The organism is Hoeflea sp. YIM 152468 (genome assembly GCF_029210485.1).
Taxonomy (GTDB): Bacteria; Pseudomonadota; Alphaproteobacteria; order Rhizobiales; family Rhizobiaceae; genus Hoeflea.
Genome location: NZ_JARGET010000003.1, coordinates 205884 through 220710 on the forward strand (window position 1 = coordinate 205884; position 14827 = coordinate 220710).

Sequence of the window (14827 nt, forward strand, 5' to 3'; positions counted from 1 at the left end):
GCCGGCCAAATTCAATGCCTGACAGCTTCGCTCATTCGCTCAATAAAACGGAGAGCGGCATTCACGACGAGGGCCGTGATAGGGCTGGAACGAGTTGTCGCGCTGGCGATAGGACCGGTATTTGTTGTGGCACCAGTTCACATGCTGCGGGTTCGTGTAGCCAGGGCGGACATTGCCGTGGTTGTTGTTCATGGCGCCGCCGATGATTGCGCCAAGCGCAAAGGCTGCCGGCGGGAACCAGTAGCCGTTGTGTCGGCGATAGCCGCGCCGGTACGTGCGGTGACCGCGATGGCCGTTGTAGTAGCCACGATTGTTGTGCCGGTGAAACCCGCGCCTCTTGTGACGAACCTGAACAACATCGGTTTCGCCGCTGATCTGGACAACCGGCTTCTGCAACATCACCGGCACAGCCGCTGCCGGGGCAATGGTCGCCAGGCAGAACGATGCCGATACCAGAGTTTTCATAAGCGTCTTAAGCATTTCACACACCTCACCTTGAAAAAGAACGGTCCCTTCGACAAATCAACGTCAGATTGGTCGATTGGTTCCAACCAAAGGCCCGCCGCACGTTGCAAAAGCGCCTTGAGCGATCTGCGACGACAGGCATCAGTGTAGGATCAAACGCAAATTTTGGAAACCGGTTACTCCCCTTCGTCGCCCAGCGAGACTGCCGGCAGGCGTTAACGTGGCGATCCTCGTCAAAAACCGGCGGTTTCCGAGCTCAACCAGGCTTGTGTCGTTTGCGCAGCTTGCAGGTCAGTGCCAGCGCGATGCAGTGTGACAGGGCTGCACGGTCGTGTATGCGCTGGCCACGCAGCACGATGGCGCGGTTGCCCTCGAACTCAAGCACGCTGGAATAAAGCGCCCGGAATTCCTCGACCAGATTGGTGTGGCAGATGAACATCAGCGCCGCATCGCCATTCTCACGCAGCTGGATGCGCACCGAACTGCCGACATTGCGTTTTTGCGGGGTGAAACTCTGTTCGCCCCATTTGAGGCTTTCTTCAAGCGCGCCAACTTCCGGCGTAACAGCCGCAACCTCGTGGACCAGAGCCTCGAGTTCGTGCGGCGTCATGCCGGGCGTACCAGAGCATTGCGCAAGGCCTCGACCTCTGCCCTGCAACAACAGCCTTCGAGGTGATCATTGACCAGCCCCATGGCCTGCATGAAGGCGTAAACCGTGGTCGGGCCAACGAAGCTCCAGCCGCGCTTCTTCAGGTCCCTGGAAATCCGGGTCGACACCGCCGTGGTCGGATTGGCCGTCAGAGTGGCGTAATCCACCGTCGGGGGCCGCTCGGCTGCTGCGGGTTCATGGCTCCAGAAATAGGCGGCCAGCGAGCCGAATTCCTCGACCATCTCAATGGCCCGGTTGGCATTGTTGATGGTCGAGACGATCTTGCCGCGGTGGCGGACAATGCCCTTGTCGGCAAGCAGACGTTCAATGTCAGTCTCGTCAAAACGCGCCACCTTGCGGAAGTCGAAGCCGGCGAAACCGGCGCGAAACCTCTCGCGCTTGCGCAGGATCGTCAGCCAGGACAGGCCAGCCTGAAACCCTTCCAGACAGATCTTCTCAAACAGACGGATGTCATCGGTGACCGGCCTGCCCCATTCGGCGTCGTGATAGGCCAGATAATCGGGCAGCTTGCCGGGCCAGAAGCAGCGGGTGCGTCCGTCGTCTCCGGTCATCAGGCCGTTGTCATGTGCCATGGGGCGGCTCTTGTTCATGGTTAATCGGGAATCAGAGGCATTTAAGCGATCCTTCACTGCGTTTGGCAAGACGGCGATAACCCTAAGAAGAGGTTTGGTTGCCATGCGTCTTTTTATTGATCCGGATTCATCAATTGCTTGCACCACTGCCGCAGCATGGATGGTGAAAGGCAGATCCATCGGCTCCATCAGGCGATGACTGGCTGTTGCAATCAGACGAAAGGTATTTGGTGCGTCCGATGAAAAAACTTGCTCTTCTCCTCATGTCCGGCGCGGCGCTCAGCCTCGCCGCCCCCAGCTTCGCCAGCGCCGGTGAGCGCTACGGACAGCGTCCGCCGGTGGTGCTCAGTCCGGACCTGACCGCTCCTTGGGTAATGCAATTGCGAAGCCAGGCAGCTCCGCGCGGGGGTGTGGTCTATCGAAGCCAACCCAAAGCGCTGCGCAGTCCTGCCGCGCAGACCCGCTCGCTCAGAGTCCAGCCGCACCGCGTGACCAATGTGGCGCTGGCCGCCCCCCGCGCAAAACCTGCGCCGACCCGCCAGATCGACGACCGGTTCCTGCCGCAAACAGTGTCCTACGAGGGCAACCAGTCGCCCGGGACCATCATCATCAACACACGCGAACGGCATCTCTATTATGTGCTGGGCAATGGCCAGGCGCGCCGCTATGGCGTCGGTGTCGGCAAGGAAGGGCATGCCTGGAGCGGCACCGAGAAGATCACCCGAAAGGCCGAGTGGCCGGACTGGCGTCCACCGGCGGAGATGATCAAGCGGGTGCGCGAGAAGGAAGGCCGGATCCTGCCTGTCCACATGAAGGGCGGCCCGGAAAATCCACTGGGCGCGCGCGCGCTTTATCTGGGGTCGACGCTTTACCGCATTCACGGCACCAACCAGCCCTGGACCATCGGCAAGGCGGTGTCGTCCGGCTGTATCCGCATGCGCAACGAGGACGTCACCGACCTTTACGAACGTACCAAGGTTGGCGCCAAGGTCATCGTCCTCTAGCGCGACGGTGATCATCTGCAGCCTCTGGCCCGGCCCGGCCCACGGCGCCGGGCTTTTTCGTGATCTTTGCAGTTCCCGCCCCACCAAAACCACCCCGAGGCCATAAGACTTTGATATGACGCGCCTATGGCAAAAGCCCTATGAAACCCGAGGATGTGCTTGCTTGCGGGCACCAACAAAGCTGTGCCGGTTTGTCGATGGCACAAGCTTGATCACCGGGAAATCGATGGTACCTTTGTACAAAACCGAAGCATGAACGAGGGGAAATCATGACACCGCCACGCTTTTCAACCCGATTCGCCATTCTTGCAGCCAGCGCATTGGCGCTGATGTTCACACCGGGACTGCCGGACGCATCAGCCATGCCGCGCGGGGCTCAGCCAGCCATCACGGATACCGCTTTGCCGGTGGTTCAGATTGCGCAATCGAAGAAACCCAAATCCGAGTTCTGGCGCAAGAAAGTCCGGCTCCAGACCGATGAGAAGCCTGGCACGATCATCATCGATACCTCCACCAAATATCTCTATTATGTCGAGGGCAACAACCGCGCCACCCGCTATGGTGTCGGCGTCGGTCGCGACGGCTTCGGCTGGTCGGGAACCGTGAAGGTTGGGCGCAAGGCCGAGTGGCCGGACTGGCGGCCGCCGGCATCCATGATTGCGCGGGAACGCAGGAAGGGCCGCAACATTCCGACCTATGTGAAAGGCGGGATCAACAATCCGCTCGGCGCGCGGGCGCTCTATCTCTACAAGGGCGGTCGCGACACAATCTTCCGCATTCACGGGACCAACCAGCCCTGGACCATCGGGCTCAACATGTCATCGGGGTGCATCCGGATGATGAACAAGGATGTCGAGCACCTCTACAGCCGAGCCGCTGTCGGCTCCAAGGTCGTCGTGATCGGGCCCAACGGCAAGGGCGCGGAAAAGCTCTACACCGACCGCGGTATGGATTTCTTCGGCTCGCTGTTCGGCGGCTGAGGTAACGGCAGCCTGCACCGAACCGGCCTCATTTGCCAAAGGGCGGGGGTTTCGAGCCGCGCTCTTTTTTTTGCTGAGCGGAGGCAAGCCCCGACATGGCAGAGATTACCGGCTTGCTTCAACCATGGCGGATTTGACCGCGGGCAGACCGGCAGGTTTATCGCCGCCATAGACCCAGTCGAGCAGTTCAACCGTGTGGATGATCGGAATGTCGGTGCCGCCGGCAATCTGGGTGATGCAGCCGATATTGCCGGTGGCGATGAGATCCGGTTTGGTCCGCTCGATGTTGCTGACCTTGCGGTCGCGCAGGGTGCGGGCGATTTCGGGCTGCATGATGTTGTAGGTGCCCGCTGACCCGCAGCACAGGTGACCTTCCGGCGGGTCCTTGACGGTGAAACCGGCGGCCTTGAGCAGCGCCTTGGGTTGCACGGTTATTTTCTGGCCATGCTGCATCGAACAGGCCGAATGATAGGCCACCACCATATTCGCTGCGTTCACCGGTTCAGGCATGTCGATACCGGCCAGGTATTCGGTAATGTCCTTGGCCAGCGCCGAGACACGGGCTGCTTTCTCCGCATAGGCCGTATCCCCGCGCAGCATGTAGCCGTAGTCCTTGATCGTGGTGCCACAGCCCGACGCGGTGATGATGATGGCATCGAGGCCGCCATTGTCGATGGCCCGCGTCCAGGCGTCGACATTGGTGCGGGCAGCGGCCAGCGCCTCATCCTCGCGCCCCATATGATGCACCAGCGCGCCACAGCAGCCCTCGCCCTCCGGCACCACCACCTCGACGCCGACGCGGTTCAAGAGCCGGATTGTCGCCTCGTTGATGCCGGGCTTGAGCACCGGCTGGGCGCACCCGGTGAGAATGGCGACACGGCCGCGCTTCTCACCGGTGCCGGCATGGGACCCGGGTCTGGCGAACTCCGATGGAGCAGGCACCGAGGCGGGCGCAAGCGCGAGCATCGCCGACAGCGGTTTCAACCCGGGCAACGCCTTTAGCAGCGGCGCAAACGGCCGGCCGAGACGCGCGGCATGGAGCGAGGCGCGGAAGCGGCCTGGGTAAGGCAGCACCAGTGCCAGAAGCCCACGGGTGATGCGGTTCATCAAGGGGCGCTTGTAGGTCTTTTCGATATGGACGCGGGCGTGATCCACCAGATGCATGTAATTGACGCCGGACGGACAGGTGGTCATGCAGGCGAGACACGACAGGCAGCGGTCGATATGGGTTACGACCTGCTTGTCAGCAGGCCGGTCATTCTCGAGCATGTCCTTGATCAGGTAGATCCGCCCGCGCGGGCTGTCGAGCTCGTTGCCCAAAGTCACATAGGTCGGACAGGTGGCGGTGCAGAAGCCGCAATGGACACATTTGCGGAGAATCTTTTCCGACTCCGCGACACCGGGATCCTTCAATTGCTCGGCGGTGAAATTGGTCTGCATGTCGCGGTTTCCTTGGAGCGTTCAGTATGTGCGGCCGATCAGAACACCTCGCCCGCACCGGGCGCGTTTCGAGGTCAAAGCCGATATTTGCTCAGAGCATCCAGCTCTGAGGATTGGCGATGGGCTCGTTGCGGCCCAGTTTCTGAAGTCCGACCACAGTGCGGACGATGACCCAGATGGCAACCAGAACCATGGTCAGCATGCCGATCATCACAATCATCAACAAGGCGCTTACGAACGCACCGAGAAAACCGAGCCAGAAGGTGCGGATTGCCCAGGTGTAGTGGCTTTCCAGCCAGGCTTCCGACTTGCCACGATTGAGGTGGGCCAGCACGATGCCGACCAGGCCGGAAATGCCGATGACGAAACTCGCCAGATAAAGGATGTAGATGACCTGCAGATTGGTTTTGCCGGGCTCGAGCCAGCGATCGGTCTGGCGGGGTTCAGGGGCTTGCTCGGGATTGCTCATTGCCTATTCCTTATGGTCTGAATGATCTGGGTGGGCTGAAAACTCTGGCTTTGTCTAAAGGTTGTGCGATCCATCAAACTGCAGCGGTCATTCGTCCGGGGTTGAGAATGCCGCCCGGATCGAACTGATCCTTGATGCGGCCCGACAGGGCCAGCAGCGGCCCGGATTGCGGCTCGAACACCGGCACGCTCGTCCGGGTTTCTGCATCGGCGCGCACAAGCGTGGCGTGGCCGCCGCCAAGCGCCTTGATGTAGCGGCGGACAAGATCGGCTTCGGGATCTGCCTCCATCCGCAACCAGACCAGCCCGCCCTGCCAATCGTAAAATGCATCGACGCCGGTTTTCAAGCGCAAGGCCGCAACCAGCTGATGGCCTTGCGATGGCGCGACAGAGACCCGCCACACCGGCTTCATGGTGCCATCGGCAAACGGCACCACATCACGGATTTCGCGCCACAGTTGCAATGAGGGCTGGTGTTCAACGACGGTGACCTCGCCGCGGCGGCTCATTTCCGCAATCAGCCGCGCCCTGCGCACTTCGACCGAAGGCTCGAGACCTTCAAGCCTGAGAACGGTCGCGGCGCTGCCCCTGACACCCACATCGGCAAACTTGTGGACAACACTTTCGGGCAAATGCGCAGCACCCGACACTTCAACCGACATGGCCAGCGCCGCTGCCATGGCTTCGGCGGCCTGGGCATCATTGAGGCCGGCCACGGCGACGGAAAGAGTTGTTTCGGGCCTGGGCAGAACCTTGAAAATCACCTCCGAGAGCACACCGAGCGTTCCCCAGGAGCCGGCCAGAAGCTTGACCAGATCAAGCCCGGTGACATTCTTCATCACCCGCCCGCCACTCTTGACGATCTCGCCGGTGCCGTTGACGAAGCGGACGCCGAGCAGACTGTCGCGCGCAGCCCCCGCCAGAATCCGCCGCGGTCCGGATATGTTTCCGGCGAACACGCCACCAATAGTCGGCTCTCCCTCTGCCCCCAGAAGCGGACGATGATCGATCGGCTCGAAGGTCAGCATCTGATTGTTGACGGCCAGGGCCGCCTCAACCTCGGCGACGGAAGTTCCGGCCCGCGCGGCCATGACCAATTCGGACGGATCATAGTTGGTGATCCCGGACAATTTTGCCACCGACAGGGCCGAAGCCGCCTGCACAGGCCGGCCGAACCCCTTGCGGGTCCCGCCGCCCCTGACTTCGATCGGAAGGCCTGCGGCAAAGGCGTCGGCCACGATGCGGGCGACCTCCTGCTCGGTTTCGGGATAGCGGGTTTCCACCTCACTCATGCTGCTGTCCTGGTGTCAGTTGCTGCGCTTTGATTGCCCGGCTGGCTGCCGTTTCGCCCGTCCAGTGGAAACACTTTCGATGGGTTGAGAATCCATTGAGGATCAAAAGCGCCGCGCACCCGCATCTGCTGGGCAAGATCGGCGTCGGAATACTGGTGGCGCATCAGATCTCGCTTTTCGATTCCCACCCCATGTTCACCGGTGAGACAACCACCGACATCGACACAAAGCCTCAAAATGTCGTTGCCCGCCTTTTCGGCTTTCAGGCTTTCCTCCGGATCATTGGCGTCAAACAGGATGAGCGGGTGCATGTTGCCGTCACCCGCATGAAACACATTGGCGACGCGCAGACCATAATGGTCGATGATCTCGCTGGTCTTTTGCAGAACATGCGAAAGCTGGCCGAGCGGTACGGTGCCATCCATGCAGATGTAATCCGCAATCCGCCCGGTGGCTCCGAAAGCCGATTTCCGACCTTTCCAGATCAACGCCGCTTCGGTGGCCGACTGGCTCTCCTTGATGGTCTTGACGCCATGCCGCCGGGCGATCTCGATAATGCGCTCCAGCATCGCATCCATCTCGGCGTCGGACCCTTCCACTTCAACGATCAGCAGCGCTTCGACATCCATCGGATATCCGGCCTTGGCGAAAGCCTCGCAGATCTCGATCGCCGGCTTGTCCATATATTCGATGGCGACCGGGATGATGCCCGAGCCGATGACGTCGGTCACGCAAGCACCGGCTGCCACGGAATTGTCAAAGCCGAACAAAACAGGCCGGGCGCCTTCGGGTTTGGCGATCAGCCTGACAGTCGCTTCGGTGACAATGCCGAGCTGGCCTTCCGATCCGCAGATCAGGCCGAGCAGATCGTAACCGGCGGAATCAAGCGCCCTGCCGCCGATGTCGACGATGGAGCCGTCGAACATGACCATCTTGACGCCCATCAGGTTGTTGGTGGTAACGCCGTATTTGAGGCAATGCGCACCGCCGGAGTTCATGCCGATATTGCCGCCAATGGTGCAGGCCAGTTGCGAACTGGGATCCGGCGCATAAAAGAAGCCATCCGCCTCGACCGCCTGGCTGATCGAGATATTGGTAACACCGGCCTGTACCACCGCAGCGCGGTTGGGATAATCCACTTCAAGGATGCGGTTCATCTTGGATACGCCGATAACGATGGCGTCTTCCTGAGGGATTGCGCCGCCCGACAGCGAGGTTCCCGCGCCGCGCGGTATGACCGGAATGGAATTGTCGTTGCAATATTTCAGCACGGCAGCCACCTGTGCCGTGGTTTCGGGCAAGACAACTGCCAGCGGCATGCGCCGGTAGGAGACAAAGGCATCGGTATCAAACGGAACCAATGCACGCTCTTCTGTGATAAGACAGGCTTCGGGAAGCAACTTGGCCAGATCGGCGATAATGGCTGGGCGGCGGGAAATCACCGTTTTGTCAGCCTCCAGAAAGGCAATAAGTTCCGACATGGCTTCCTCCCTCATGTTGCACAGCAGCGAACTCAAGCTGGACCGCACGCGTGATTGGTACTAATTATTTACCACTTTTCCCGCCGACCGGCAATGTCAATTCGATCCTGCAGTGCGCATTGACATGGCTGGGAACCGAGAGCACGCCGGCATTCAAGACTGCCATGATCGGGCGGGATGGTGTGCAAACGGAGAAGATGAAACTATCTGCTAGAAGCGGAGAGGGTGTGGCATGAGTAATTTGGGTGACCTGGAAATCTTCGCCCGTGTTGTCACCGCCGGCTCGATGTCGGCGGCCGGACGCGAACTGGGCCTGTCGCCTGCAGTGGTTTCCAAACGGATGCGAAGGCTGGAAGACCGGCTCGGGACCCGGCTTCTGCACCGGACGACCCGGCAGATTTCACTCACCGAAGCCGGCCAGGGATTTTATGAACGGGTGGTGGCGATACTGGCCGGCATCGAGGAAGCCGAGTCCTTTGTCTCGCGCGGCTCTGCGCTCGCCCGCGGCGTGTTGAAAGTCTCGGCTCCGACTTCATTCGGGCGCCTGCACATCGCCCCCCATATCAATGTCTTCATGCAGGCCAATCCTGATCTCGGCGTCAACCTGGTGCTGCGCGATGAGTTCGTCGATATTGTCGGCGACGGCTACGATTTGGCGATCCGGATTGCGGAACTGGACGATTCCAGTCTGGTCGCGCGCAAACTTGCGCCGGTACGCCGAATCCTGGTCGCTGCGCCAGAGTATCTCGAGCGCCATGGCACGCCGGCGAGTCTCGACGATCTGGAGCATCACATCTGCCTGGCGCCGCACAACAATGATCCGTGGAAACTCGAAGGCCCGAATGGGCAGATGGTTTATCGGCCGGTCGGGCCATTACAGACCAACTCGAGCGAAGTGGTGCGGGAAGCCGTTATCGGTGGCGTCGGCATTGCGCTTCGGTCCACCTGGGATATTGGCGGAGAATTGTCCGATGGACGGCTTGTCCAGGTTCTCCCGGCCTACGAAGGGTCACGCAATGTCGCCATTCACGCGGTCTATGCCAGCCGCCGGTTCCTGCCAGCCAAGGTTCGATTGTTCATTGACTATCTGGCGGAGCTCTACGGTCCTGCACCCTACTGGGACAATCTGGAGACGTCTGCCGCCGCCCAAACCGATGGCCCCGACTTGTCGGCCAAGACCGGCAGTCTCAGTGAGCCCGACATCTTGCAAGCCCGGAAATAACAGGCGGCGAAATCGGGCTCGCGACCTGCGGCTGCAGCCGGGCCGCAAACCGAGGGCACTGCAAGCCGGCACCCCGTTGCGGATCTGGCTGAGGAAACTTTCCTTAAATTGGATAAAAATATTGACCACCTTTCCCGGCACTTGTTACGGTTGAAACGATAGGTAGGGGAATGGTCATGGCGACGGACATTTTCGCGCGGATCACACACAGCCGGACGGCAGATGAAGTGGTGCATCAGATCGAGGTGCTTGTGCTTGAAGGCATATTGCGTGTTGGTGACAGACTTCCCGGTGAACGTGAACTGGCCAAACAGTTTGATGTCTCCCGCCCGATCCTGCGCGAAGCGCTGAAGGTTCTCGAAGGGCGGGGGCTGCTTCACACCCAGCATGGTGGCGGAACGTTCGTTGCCGATGTCATCGGCCAGGTGTTCACCCAACCGGTGATGGAGCTGATAACCCGGCACCAGAAGGCGACGCTCGATTATCTCGAGTACCGCTTTGAAGTCGAAGGCATCGCTGCCGAGTTTGCGGCCAAGCGGGCGACGGAAGCGGACAGAGCGTTGCTCACGCGGATTGTCTCGGCGATGAAGGTCGCCCATCAAAAGGATGACTTCGAAGAAGAAGCGGTCATCGACGTCGAATTCCACAACGCCATCGGCGAATGCGCCCACAACATCATCCTGCTGCACACTCTTCGCTCATGCTACCGGCTGCTCTCTGAAGGCGTGTTCTACAACCGGGCGCTGGTCTACAATCTGCCGGGGGCGCGGGACAAGCTGCTGGCTCAGCACATCGCTATCTATGACGCTGTCATGGCGGCCGACCCGGAAGCCGCACGGCGCGCCGCTCAGGCGCATATCGACTTCGTTGCCCGGGCAATGCGCGACGCGGAACGGTCCGGTGACTGGGAACGGGTCTCCAATCTTCGCCTGCAACAGCGGGCGCCCGATCTTTCGAACCGCGGCAAACTGAACAAGACCAAACAATCGGAGGCCGCAGAGTGACGGCAAGTGAACCAAAATCCGCCGGTCAGCCACGCGTGGGGCTGTTTGCGACCTGCCTGGTCGACTTGTTCCGACCCTCTGTCGGCTTTGCCAGCGTCAAGCTGTTGCAGGACGCCGGATGCGAGGTGCATGTGCCGGTGGCCCAAACCTGTTGCGGCCAGCCAGCCTACAACACCGGCGACAGGGCGGACACACGGGACATAGCGCAACAGGTGATCGAGGCGTTTGAAGGTTTCGACTTCGTGGTGGCGCCGTCGGGGTCCTGCGCATCGATGCTGAAAAAGCATTATCCGGGCCTGTTTGCCGGCGATGAGGCGTGGCAAGACCGGGCCGAGAGGTTCTCGGCCAAGTGCCACGAACTGGTTTCGTTCCTTACCGACGTGATGATGGTGCGCGACACCGGAACAGCACTTGACGCCAAGGTGACCTATCACGATTCCTGCTCCGGCTTGCGCGAGCTGGGCATCCAGGAACAGCCGCGCAAACTGCTTGCCAATGTCGGCGGTGTCGAAGTGCGGGAAATGAAGGATTCAGATGTCTGCTGTGGCTTTGGCGGCACTTTTTGCGTCAAGTATTCCGACATTTCCAATGCCATTGTCACCAAGAAGGTCGACAACATCGACGCGTCGGGCGCCGACCTGCTGCTGGCCGGCGATCTCGGCTGCCTGATGAACATGGCAGGCAAGCTCAAACGCCGAGGATCTGCGGTCGAGGTTCGCCATGTGGCGGAAGTGCTTGCGGGCATGACCAGCCAGGCGCCGATCGCCGGCTCGGGCAAATAGGCAGCACAGGAGACAACCGATGGAACTCGCTGCCAAAGATTTCAAGTCCAATGCGTCCAAGGCGCTGGTCGACGCGCAATTGCAGAAGGCGCTCGGCAATGTCGAGAAAGGCTTCATCGGCAAACGGCAGAAATCCGCCGATGCGCTGCCGGAATTCGATGCGTTGCGCGACAATGCCCGCGACATCAAGAACCATGTGCTGGCACATCTGGATCTCTACCTCGAAGAGTATGAGCGCAAGGTGACGGCCTCCGGCGGTATCGTGCATTGGGCGGAAACGGCCGAGGACGCGCGCCGCATCGTGCTCGATATCTGCAAGACGGCCAATGCCCGGACTGTGACCAAGGGCAAGTCAATGATCACCGAGGAGATCGCGCTCAACGACCATCTCTCGGCCAATGGCATCGAACCGGTGGAAACCGATCTCGGTGAATACATCATCCAGCTTCGCGGCGAACATCCAAGCCACATCATCGCGCCGGCGGTGCACCTCAACAAGGAGCAGGTGGAGGGCGATTTCCGCCGGGTGCACACGCATCTGGCCGAGGATCGCGATCTGTCCGAACCAGTGTCCCTGCTCAGCGAGGCGCGCGAAGTGCTGCGTCAGCGCTATTTCGCCGCCGATGTCGGCATTACCGGCGCCAATTTCCTGATCGCAGAGACCGGCACATCGGTGATCGTCACCAATGAGGGCAATGGCGATCTGACCCAGACACTGGGCAAAGTGCATGTGGTTGTTGCCTCGATCGAGAAGATCGTGCCCACCCTGGAGGACACGTCGCAGATCCTGCGCGTGCTGGCGCGCTCGGCCACCGGTCAGGACATGAGCGTCTACACGACGTTTTCCACCGGGCCGAAACGGCCGGAAGATCCCGACGGGCCGGATGAGTATCATGTGGTGCTTCTCGACAATGGCCGCTCGGCCATGCTCGGAACCGAGTATCAGGACATGCTGCGCTGCATCCGCTGCGGTGCCTGCATGAACCATTGCCCGGTCTATCACGCCGTCGGCGGCCATGCCTATGGCTCGGTCTATCCCGGACCGATGGGCGCGGTTCTCACACCGTCGCTCAACGGCATTGACGAGACCGGGCAATTGCCCAACGCCTCGACCTTCTGCGGCCGGTGCGAAGCGGTGTGCCCGATGCGGATTCCGTTGCCGAAAATGATGCGGCACTGGCGAGAGCGCGAGTTTGAACGCAATCTGACGCCGTTGGCTGCGCGTTATGGCCTCAAACTATGGGCGTTTTTTGCCAAACGGCCAAAACTCTATCGCTTCGCCGTTTCGTTCGCCATGCCTTTGCTGGCACTGTTCGGCGGCACCTCGCGACGCATCCGCCTGCTGCCATTGGCCGGTGGCTGGACCCGCCACCGTGATTTTCCCGCGCCCGAGGGCCGCACTTTCCAGCAGGCCTGGGCGCAACGTGAAGCGCAAAAGCAGGAGGCAGGACAATGAGCCCGCGCGACACAGTGCTTGGAAAGATCCGCGCGTCGATGCGGGTGCCTGCGGCGGACTCCGAGCGGCGCAATGCCGTGTCCGCTCGTTTGGCTGATACGCCCCGGGGCATCATTCCGAACCGGGCGGACTTGCCCAAGGCCGGCCAGGTCGAGCTGTTTTGCGCCATGGCCGCCCAATCTGGCGCGACCGTGTCACGGCTCGGCGACTATGCGGAGGTGCCTGCCGAGGTCTCGAGCTATCTGCGCGCCCGGAATTTGCCGGCCGCCATCCGGATCGGCGCCGACAAGCGCCTGAAGAAAGCCAGATGGGACAGCGAAAAGCATCTCGAAATACGCCAGGGCGCATCGGACGGCGGCGACCTGGCCGGGGTCAGTCATGCCATGGCCGGCATTGCGGAAACCGGGACGCTGGCACTGGTTTCGGGACAGGACAATCCGACGACCATCAATTTCCTGCCCGAACATCATATCGTCCTGCTCCGGAGCGCCGACATCAAGGGCGATATGGAAACCGTCTGGTCCATGCTGCGCAAGAGCCAGGGGCAAGGCGAAATGCCCCGGGCCCTCAATCTGATCACCGGACCGTCACGTTCCGGCGACATCGAACAGACCATTCTGCTCGGTGCGCATGGCCCAAGGGCGCTGCACATCATCGTGGTCGATTAAGCCGGGCCTTCACGCTGGTCCGTCAAGCCGGGCAGTGACGTCTTCGCGGTACTCCGGTCCAGCCTTGCGGCGGAATGCGGCAGCCCATCCCGGCGCGAGCCGGGGCAATCGGGCCAGCGTGGCTGCGAGGCCCGGATCAAGCTGTGGATTGAGCCTCGCACGCGTGACCCGCTCCACGGTCCAGCCCGGATTGGGGCATTCGAGACGCCGGATTTCGTCACCAATGCTGACAGAGCCCGGTGTGATCACCCGGTAATACCAGCCGGTGCGCGCGGTTTCCTGAAACAATTTGGCCATGGTGGCGACACCGGTGTGTGCATTGAGCTTCCAGCACGGCTGACGGCCTTGTGAGATTTCCACAACCGCCGATCCCAGTGTCAGCCTGTCGCCGATGCACAGTCCGGCTTCTGTCAGACCAAGCGTGGCAATGTTTTCGCCAAACCGGCCCGGTCCGAAATCCTGCGCATCCTGCCCGAGTTCAGATCGCCAGTCGGCATAATGCTCGGCTGCATAATGGTGTACCGCCTTTTCGAGGCCGCCATGAACCGACAGATCCGCCTGTTCGTCGTTTGCGAACCCGGTCGGACCCAGCTCTTGCGTGGTTCTGGCCAGATGCTTGACGATGGCTGAAACCGGTTTTCCAGGCCAGTGCTGGCGTGGACGGCCGGTGTAAAGGCCGATGATCGTTGCGCGAAGTTCGATCGTTCCGGATTTCATGCCGGCTCCTGTTCATGACAGATCTGATTGGCTTCGGCCTGGACAAGGTTGACGGCCAGAAGCCGGCAATAGCCGCCGTCACCGCGCTTTTCATGATGACGGCATTGGTGGCACAAACCGAAGGGCTTGCCACCGCGCGTTGCCAGCAAAGTGCGCAACACGTCCGACAATCCCTCCTGCACCGCCTGCTTCTGATCCGGTGTCAGGCCGGCAATGGCCTGGGTCATGGCCTTGCCGGATTGGCTCACGTTCAGACCGGCTTCGGTCACTGTGTAGGAAATGCTGCGCCGATCCGTCTGCGAGCGGGTTTCGGTCACCAGGCCCTTGCGCGCAAGCGCCCGCAGGGTTTGTGACACCGTTCCGCGGGTGGAGCCGGAAAAGGCTGCAACATGGGAAGGCGCCCGCGAGAACCGGTTGGCGCCGGCCAGATACCTCAGCGCAGCCATCTGAGCGGGATTGAGATCGTTCGCCCAGTCTTCCGCTTCGGAGAGCCGGGACAGCCGCTCGATCAGGGCCAGGATCTGATTTGATGGGTTCGGAATCATGCCAAATAGTAGCGAGTCGAAATAGAACTTGCAATAGTTTCGACTCGCTACTATCACGGTT

The 14827-nt window shown here is 60.9% G+C and carries 16 protein-coding genes; 7 read left to right on the top strand and 9 right to left on the bottom strand.

Features of this window, described 5'->3' with window-relative positions:
* Positions 1 to 39: 39 nt before the first annotated feature.
* The 3 genes from PZ897_RS01250 to PZ897_RS01260 all read right to left on the bottom strand — a co-directional run bounded on the left by PZ897_RS01250 (position 40) and on the right by PZ897_RS01260 (position 1707).
* On the bottom strand, positions 40 to 480 hold the full coding sequence (locus tag PZ897_RS01250; RefSeq protein ID WP_275749123.1) for a BA14K family protein: 441 nt from the start codon (positions 478 to 480) through the stop codon (positions 40 to 42).
* Positions 481 to 721: 241 nt separating this feature from the next.
* Complete coding sequence (locus PZ897_RS01255) at positions 722 to 1075, bottom strand: DUF1801 domain-containing protein (RefSeq protein ID WP_275749125.1); 354 nt, start codon at positions 1073 to 1075, stop codon at positions 722 to 724.
* Positions 1072 to 1707 (bottom strand): DNA-3-methyladenine glycosylase I, encoded by a 636-nt coding sequence (locus PZ897_RS01260; RefSeq protein WP_275749127.1) that lies wholly within the window; start codon positions 1705 to 1707, stop codon positions 1072 to 1074. Before PZ897_RS01260 ends, PZ897_RS01255 begins: the two co-directional genes overlap by 4 nt.
* A 239-nt stretch (positions 1708 to 1946) precedes the next feature.
* On the opposite strand from PZ897_RS01260, the gene PZ897_RS01265 reads away from it, so the two are divergent.
* Together PZ897_RS01265 and PZ897_RS01270 are read left to right on the top strand one after the other, a co-directional pair.
* A complete protein-coding gene (locus PZ897_RS01265; protein WP_275749128.1) occupies positions 1947 to 2711 on the top strand; it encodes a L,D-transpeptidase in 765 nt (254 codons plus the stop codon).
* Between the two features lie 269 nt (positions 2712 to 2980).
* Positions 2981 to 3691 (top strand): L,D-transpeptidase, encoded by a 711-nt coding sequence (locus PZ897_RS01270; RefSeq protein ID WP_275749129.1) that lies wholly within the window; start codon positions 2981 to 2983, stop codon positions 3689 to 3691.
* A gap of 105 nt (positions 3692 to 3796) precedes the next feature.
* Here PZ897_RS01270 and glcF read toward each other — a convergent pair whose 3' ends face one another.
* From glcF to PZ897_RS01290, 4 genes are all read right to left on the bottom strand, one after another.
* Positions 3797 to 5131, bottom strand: coding sequence for a glycolate oxidase subunit GlcF (gene glcF, locus PZ897_RS01275; RefSeq protein ID WP_275749131.1), 1335 nt, complete (start codon positions 5129 to 5131; stop codon positions 3797 to 3799).
* Between the two features lie 91 nt (positions 5132 to 5222).
* A complete protein-coding gene (locus PZ897_RS01280; RefSeq protein ID WP_275749133.1) occupies positions 5223 to 5600 on the bottom strand; it encodes a hypothetical protein in 378 nt (125 codons plus the stop codon).
* A 73-nt stretch (positions 5601 to 5673) separates the two neighbouring features.
* Positions 5674 to 6891: a glycolate oxidase subunit GlcE gene (glcE, locus tag PZ897_RS01285; RefSeq protein WP_275749135.1), complete on the bottom strand. Its 1218-nt coding sequence runs from the start codon at positions 6889 to 6891 to the stop codon at positions 5674 to 5676.
* Complete coding sequence (locus PZ897_RS01290; protein ID WP_275749137.1) at positions 6888 to 8372, bottom strand: FAD-linked oxidase C-terminal domain-containing protein; 1485 nt, start codon at positions 8370 to 8372, stop codon at positions 6888 to 6890. Before PZ897_RS01290 ends, glcE begins: the two co-directional genes overlap by 4 nt.
* Positions 8373 to 8604: 232 nt before the next feature.
* Between PZ897_RS01290 and PZ897_RS01295 the strand changes: the two genes are divergently transcribed.
* The 5 genes from PZ897_RS01295 (at position 8605) to PZ897_RS01315 (ending at position 13504) form a co-directional block, all read left to right on the top strand.
* Positions 8605 to 9594: a LysR family transcriptional regulator gene (locus tag PZ897_RS01295; RefSeq protein WP_275749139.1), complete on the top strand. Its 990-nt coding sequence runs from the start codon at positions 8605 to 8607 to the stop codon at positions 9592 to 9594.
* A 176-nt stretch (positions 9595 to 9770) separates the two neighbouring features.
* Positions 9771 to 10598 carry an FCD domain-containing protein gene (locus tag PZ897_RS01300; protein WP_275749141.1) on the top strand — a complete coding sequence of 276 codons (828 nt, stop codon included), beginning with the start codon at positions 9771 to 9773 and terminating at the stop codon, positions 10596 to 10598.
* Positions 10595 to 11380, top strand: coding sequence for a (Fe-S)-binding protein (locus tag PZ897_RS01305; protein ID WP_275749142.1), 786 nt, complete (start codon positions 10595 to 10597; stop codon positions 11378 to 11380). The genes PZ897_RS01300 and PZ897_RS01305 overlap by 4 nt, the downstream gene beginning before the upstream one ends.
* Before the next feature lie 19 nt (positions 11381 to 11399).
* Positions 11400 to 12836, top strand: coding sequence for a LutB/LldF family L-lactate oxidation iron-sulfur protein (locus tag PZ897_RS01310; protein ID WP_275749143.1), 1437 nt, complete (start codon positions 11400 to 11402; stop codon positions 12834 to 12836).
* Positions 12833 to 13504: a lactate utilization protein gene (locus PZ897_RS01315; RefSeq protein ID WP_275749145.1), complete on the top strand. Its 672-nt coding sequence runs from the start codon at positions 12833 to 12835 to the stop codon at positions 13502 to 13504. The genes PZ897_RS01310 and PZ897_RS01315 overlap by 4 nt, the downstream gene beginning before the upstream one ends.
* A 9-nt stretch (positions 13505 to 13513) precedes the next feature.
* Here PZ897_RS01315 and PZ897_RS01320 read toward each other — a convergent pair whose 3' ends face one another.
* Positions 13514 to 14221 (bottom strand): MOSC domain-containing protein, encoded by a 708-nt coding sequence (locus PZ897_RS01320; RefSeq protein ID WP_275749146.1) that lies wholly within the window; start codon positions 14219 to 14221, stop codon positions 13514 to 13516.
* On the bottom strand, positions 14218 to 14823 hold the full coding sequence (locus PZ897_RS01325; RefSeq protein ID WP_275749148.1) for a MarR family transcriptional regulator: 606 nt from the start codon (positions 14821 to 14823) through the stop codon (positions 14218 to 14220). The genes PZ897_RS01320 and PZ897_RS01325 overlap by 4 nt, the downstream gene beginning before the upstream one ends.
* Positions 14824 to 14827 lie beyond the last annotated feature (4 nt).

Bases quoted from the DNA above. Each gene is read 5' to 3' on its own strand.
- PZ897_RS01250 (WP_275749123.1), bottom strand. From the start codon at position 480: ATGCTTAAGACGCTTATGAAAACTCTGGTATCGGCATCGTTCTGCCTG.
- PZ897_RS01255 (WP_275749125.1), bottom strand. From the start codon at position 1,075: ATGACGCCGCACGAACTCGAGGCTCTGGTCCACGAGGTTGCGGCTGTT.
- PZ897_RS01260 (WP_275749127.1), bottom strand. From the start codon at position 1,707: ATGGCACATGACAACGGCCTGATGACCGGAGACGACGGACGCACCCGC.
- PZ897_RS01265 (WP_275749128.1), top strand. From the start codon at position 1,947: ATGAAAAAACTTGCTCTTCTCCTCATGTCCGGCGCGGCGCTCAGCCTC.
- PZ897_RS01270 (WP_275749129.1), top strand. From the start codon at position 2,981: ATGACACCGCCACGCTTTTCAACCCGATTCGCCATTCTTGCAGCCAGC.
- glcF (WP_275749131.1), bottom strand. From the start codon at position 5,131: ATGCAGACCAATTTCACCGCCGAGCAATTGAAGGATCCCGGTGTCGCG.
- PZ897_RS01280 (WP_275749133.1), bottom strand. From the start codon at position 5,600: ATGAGCAATCCCGAGCAAGCCCCTGAACCCCGCCAGACCGATCGCTGG.
- glcE (WP_275749135.1), bottom strand. From the start codon at position 6,891: ATGAGTGAGGTGGAAACCCGCTATCCCGAAACCGAGCAGGAGGTCGCC.
- PZ897_RS01290 (WP_275749137.1), bottom strand. From the start codon at position 8,372: ATGTCGGAACTTATTGCCTTTCTGGAGGCTGACAAAACGGTGATTTCC.
- PZ897_RS01295 (WP_275749139.1), top strand. From the start codon at position 8,605: ATGAGTAATTTGGGTGACCTGGAAATCTTCGCCCGTGTTGTCACCGCC.
- PZ897_RS01300 (WP_275749141.1), top strand. From the start codon at position 9,771: ATGGCGACGGACATTTTCGCGCGGATCACACACAGCCGGACGGCAGAT.
- PZ897_RS01310 (WP_275749143.1), top strand. From the start codon at position 11,400: ATGGAACTCGCTGCCAAAGATTTCAAGTCCAATGCGTCCAAGGCGCTG.
- PZ897_RS01315 (WP_275749145.1), top strand. From the start codon at position 12,833: ATGAGCCCGCGCGACACAGTGCTTGGAAAGATCCGCGCGTCGATGCGG.
- PZ897_RS01320 (WP_275749146.1), bottom strand. From the start codon at position 14,221: ATGAAATCCGGAACGATCGAACTTCGCGCAACGATCATCGGCCTTTAC.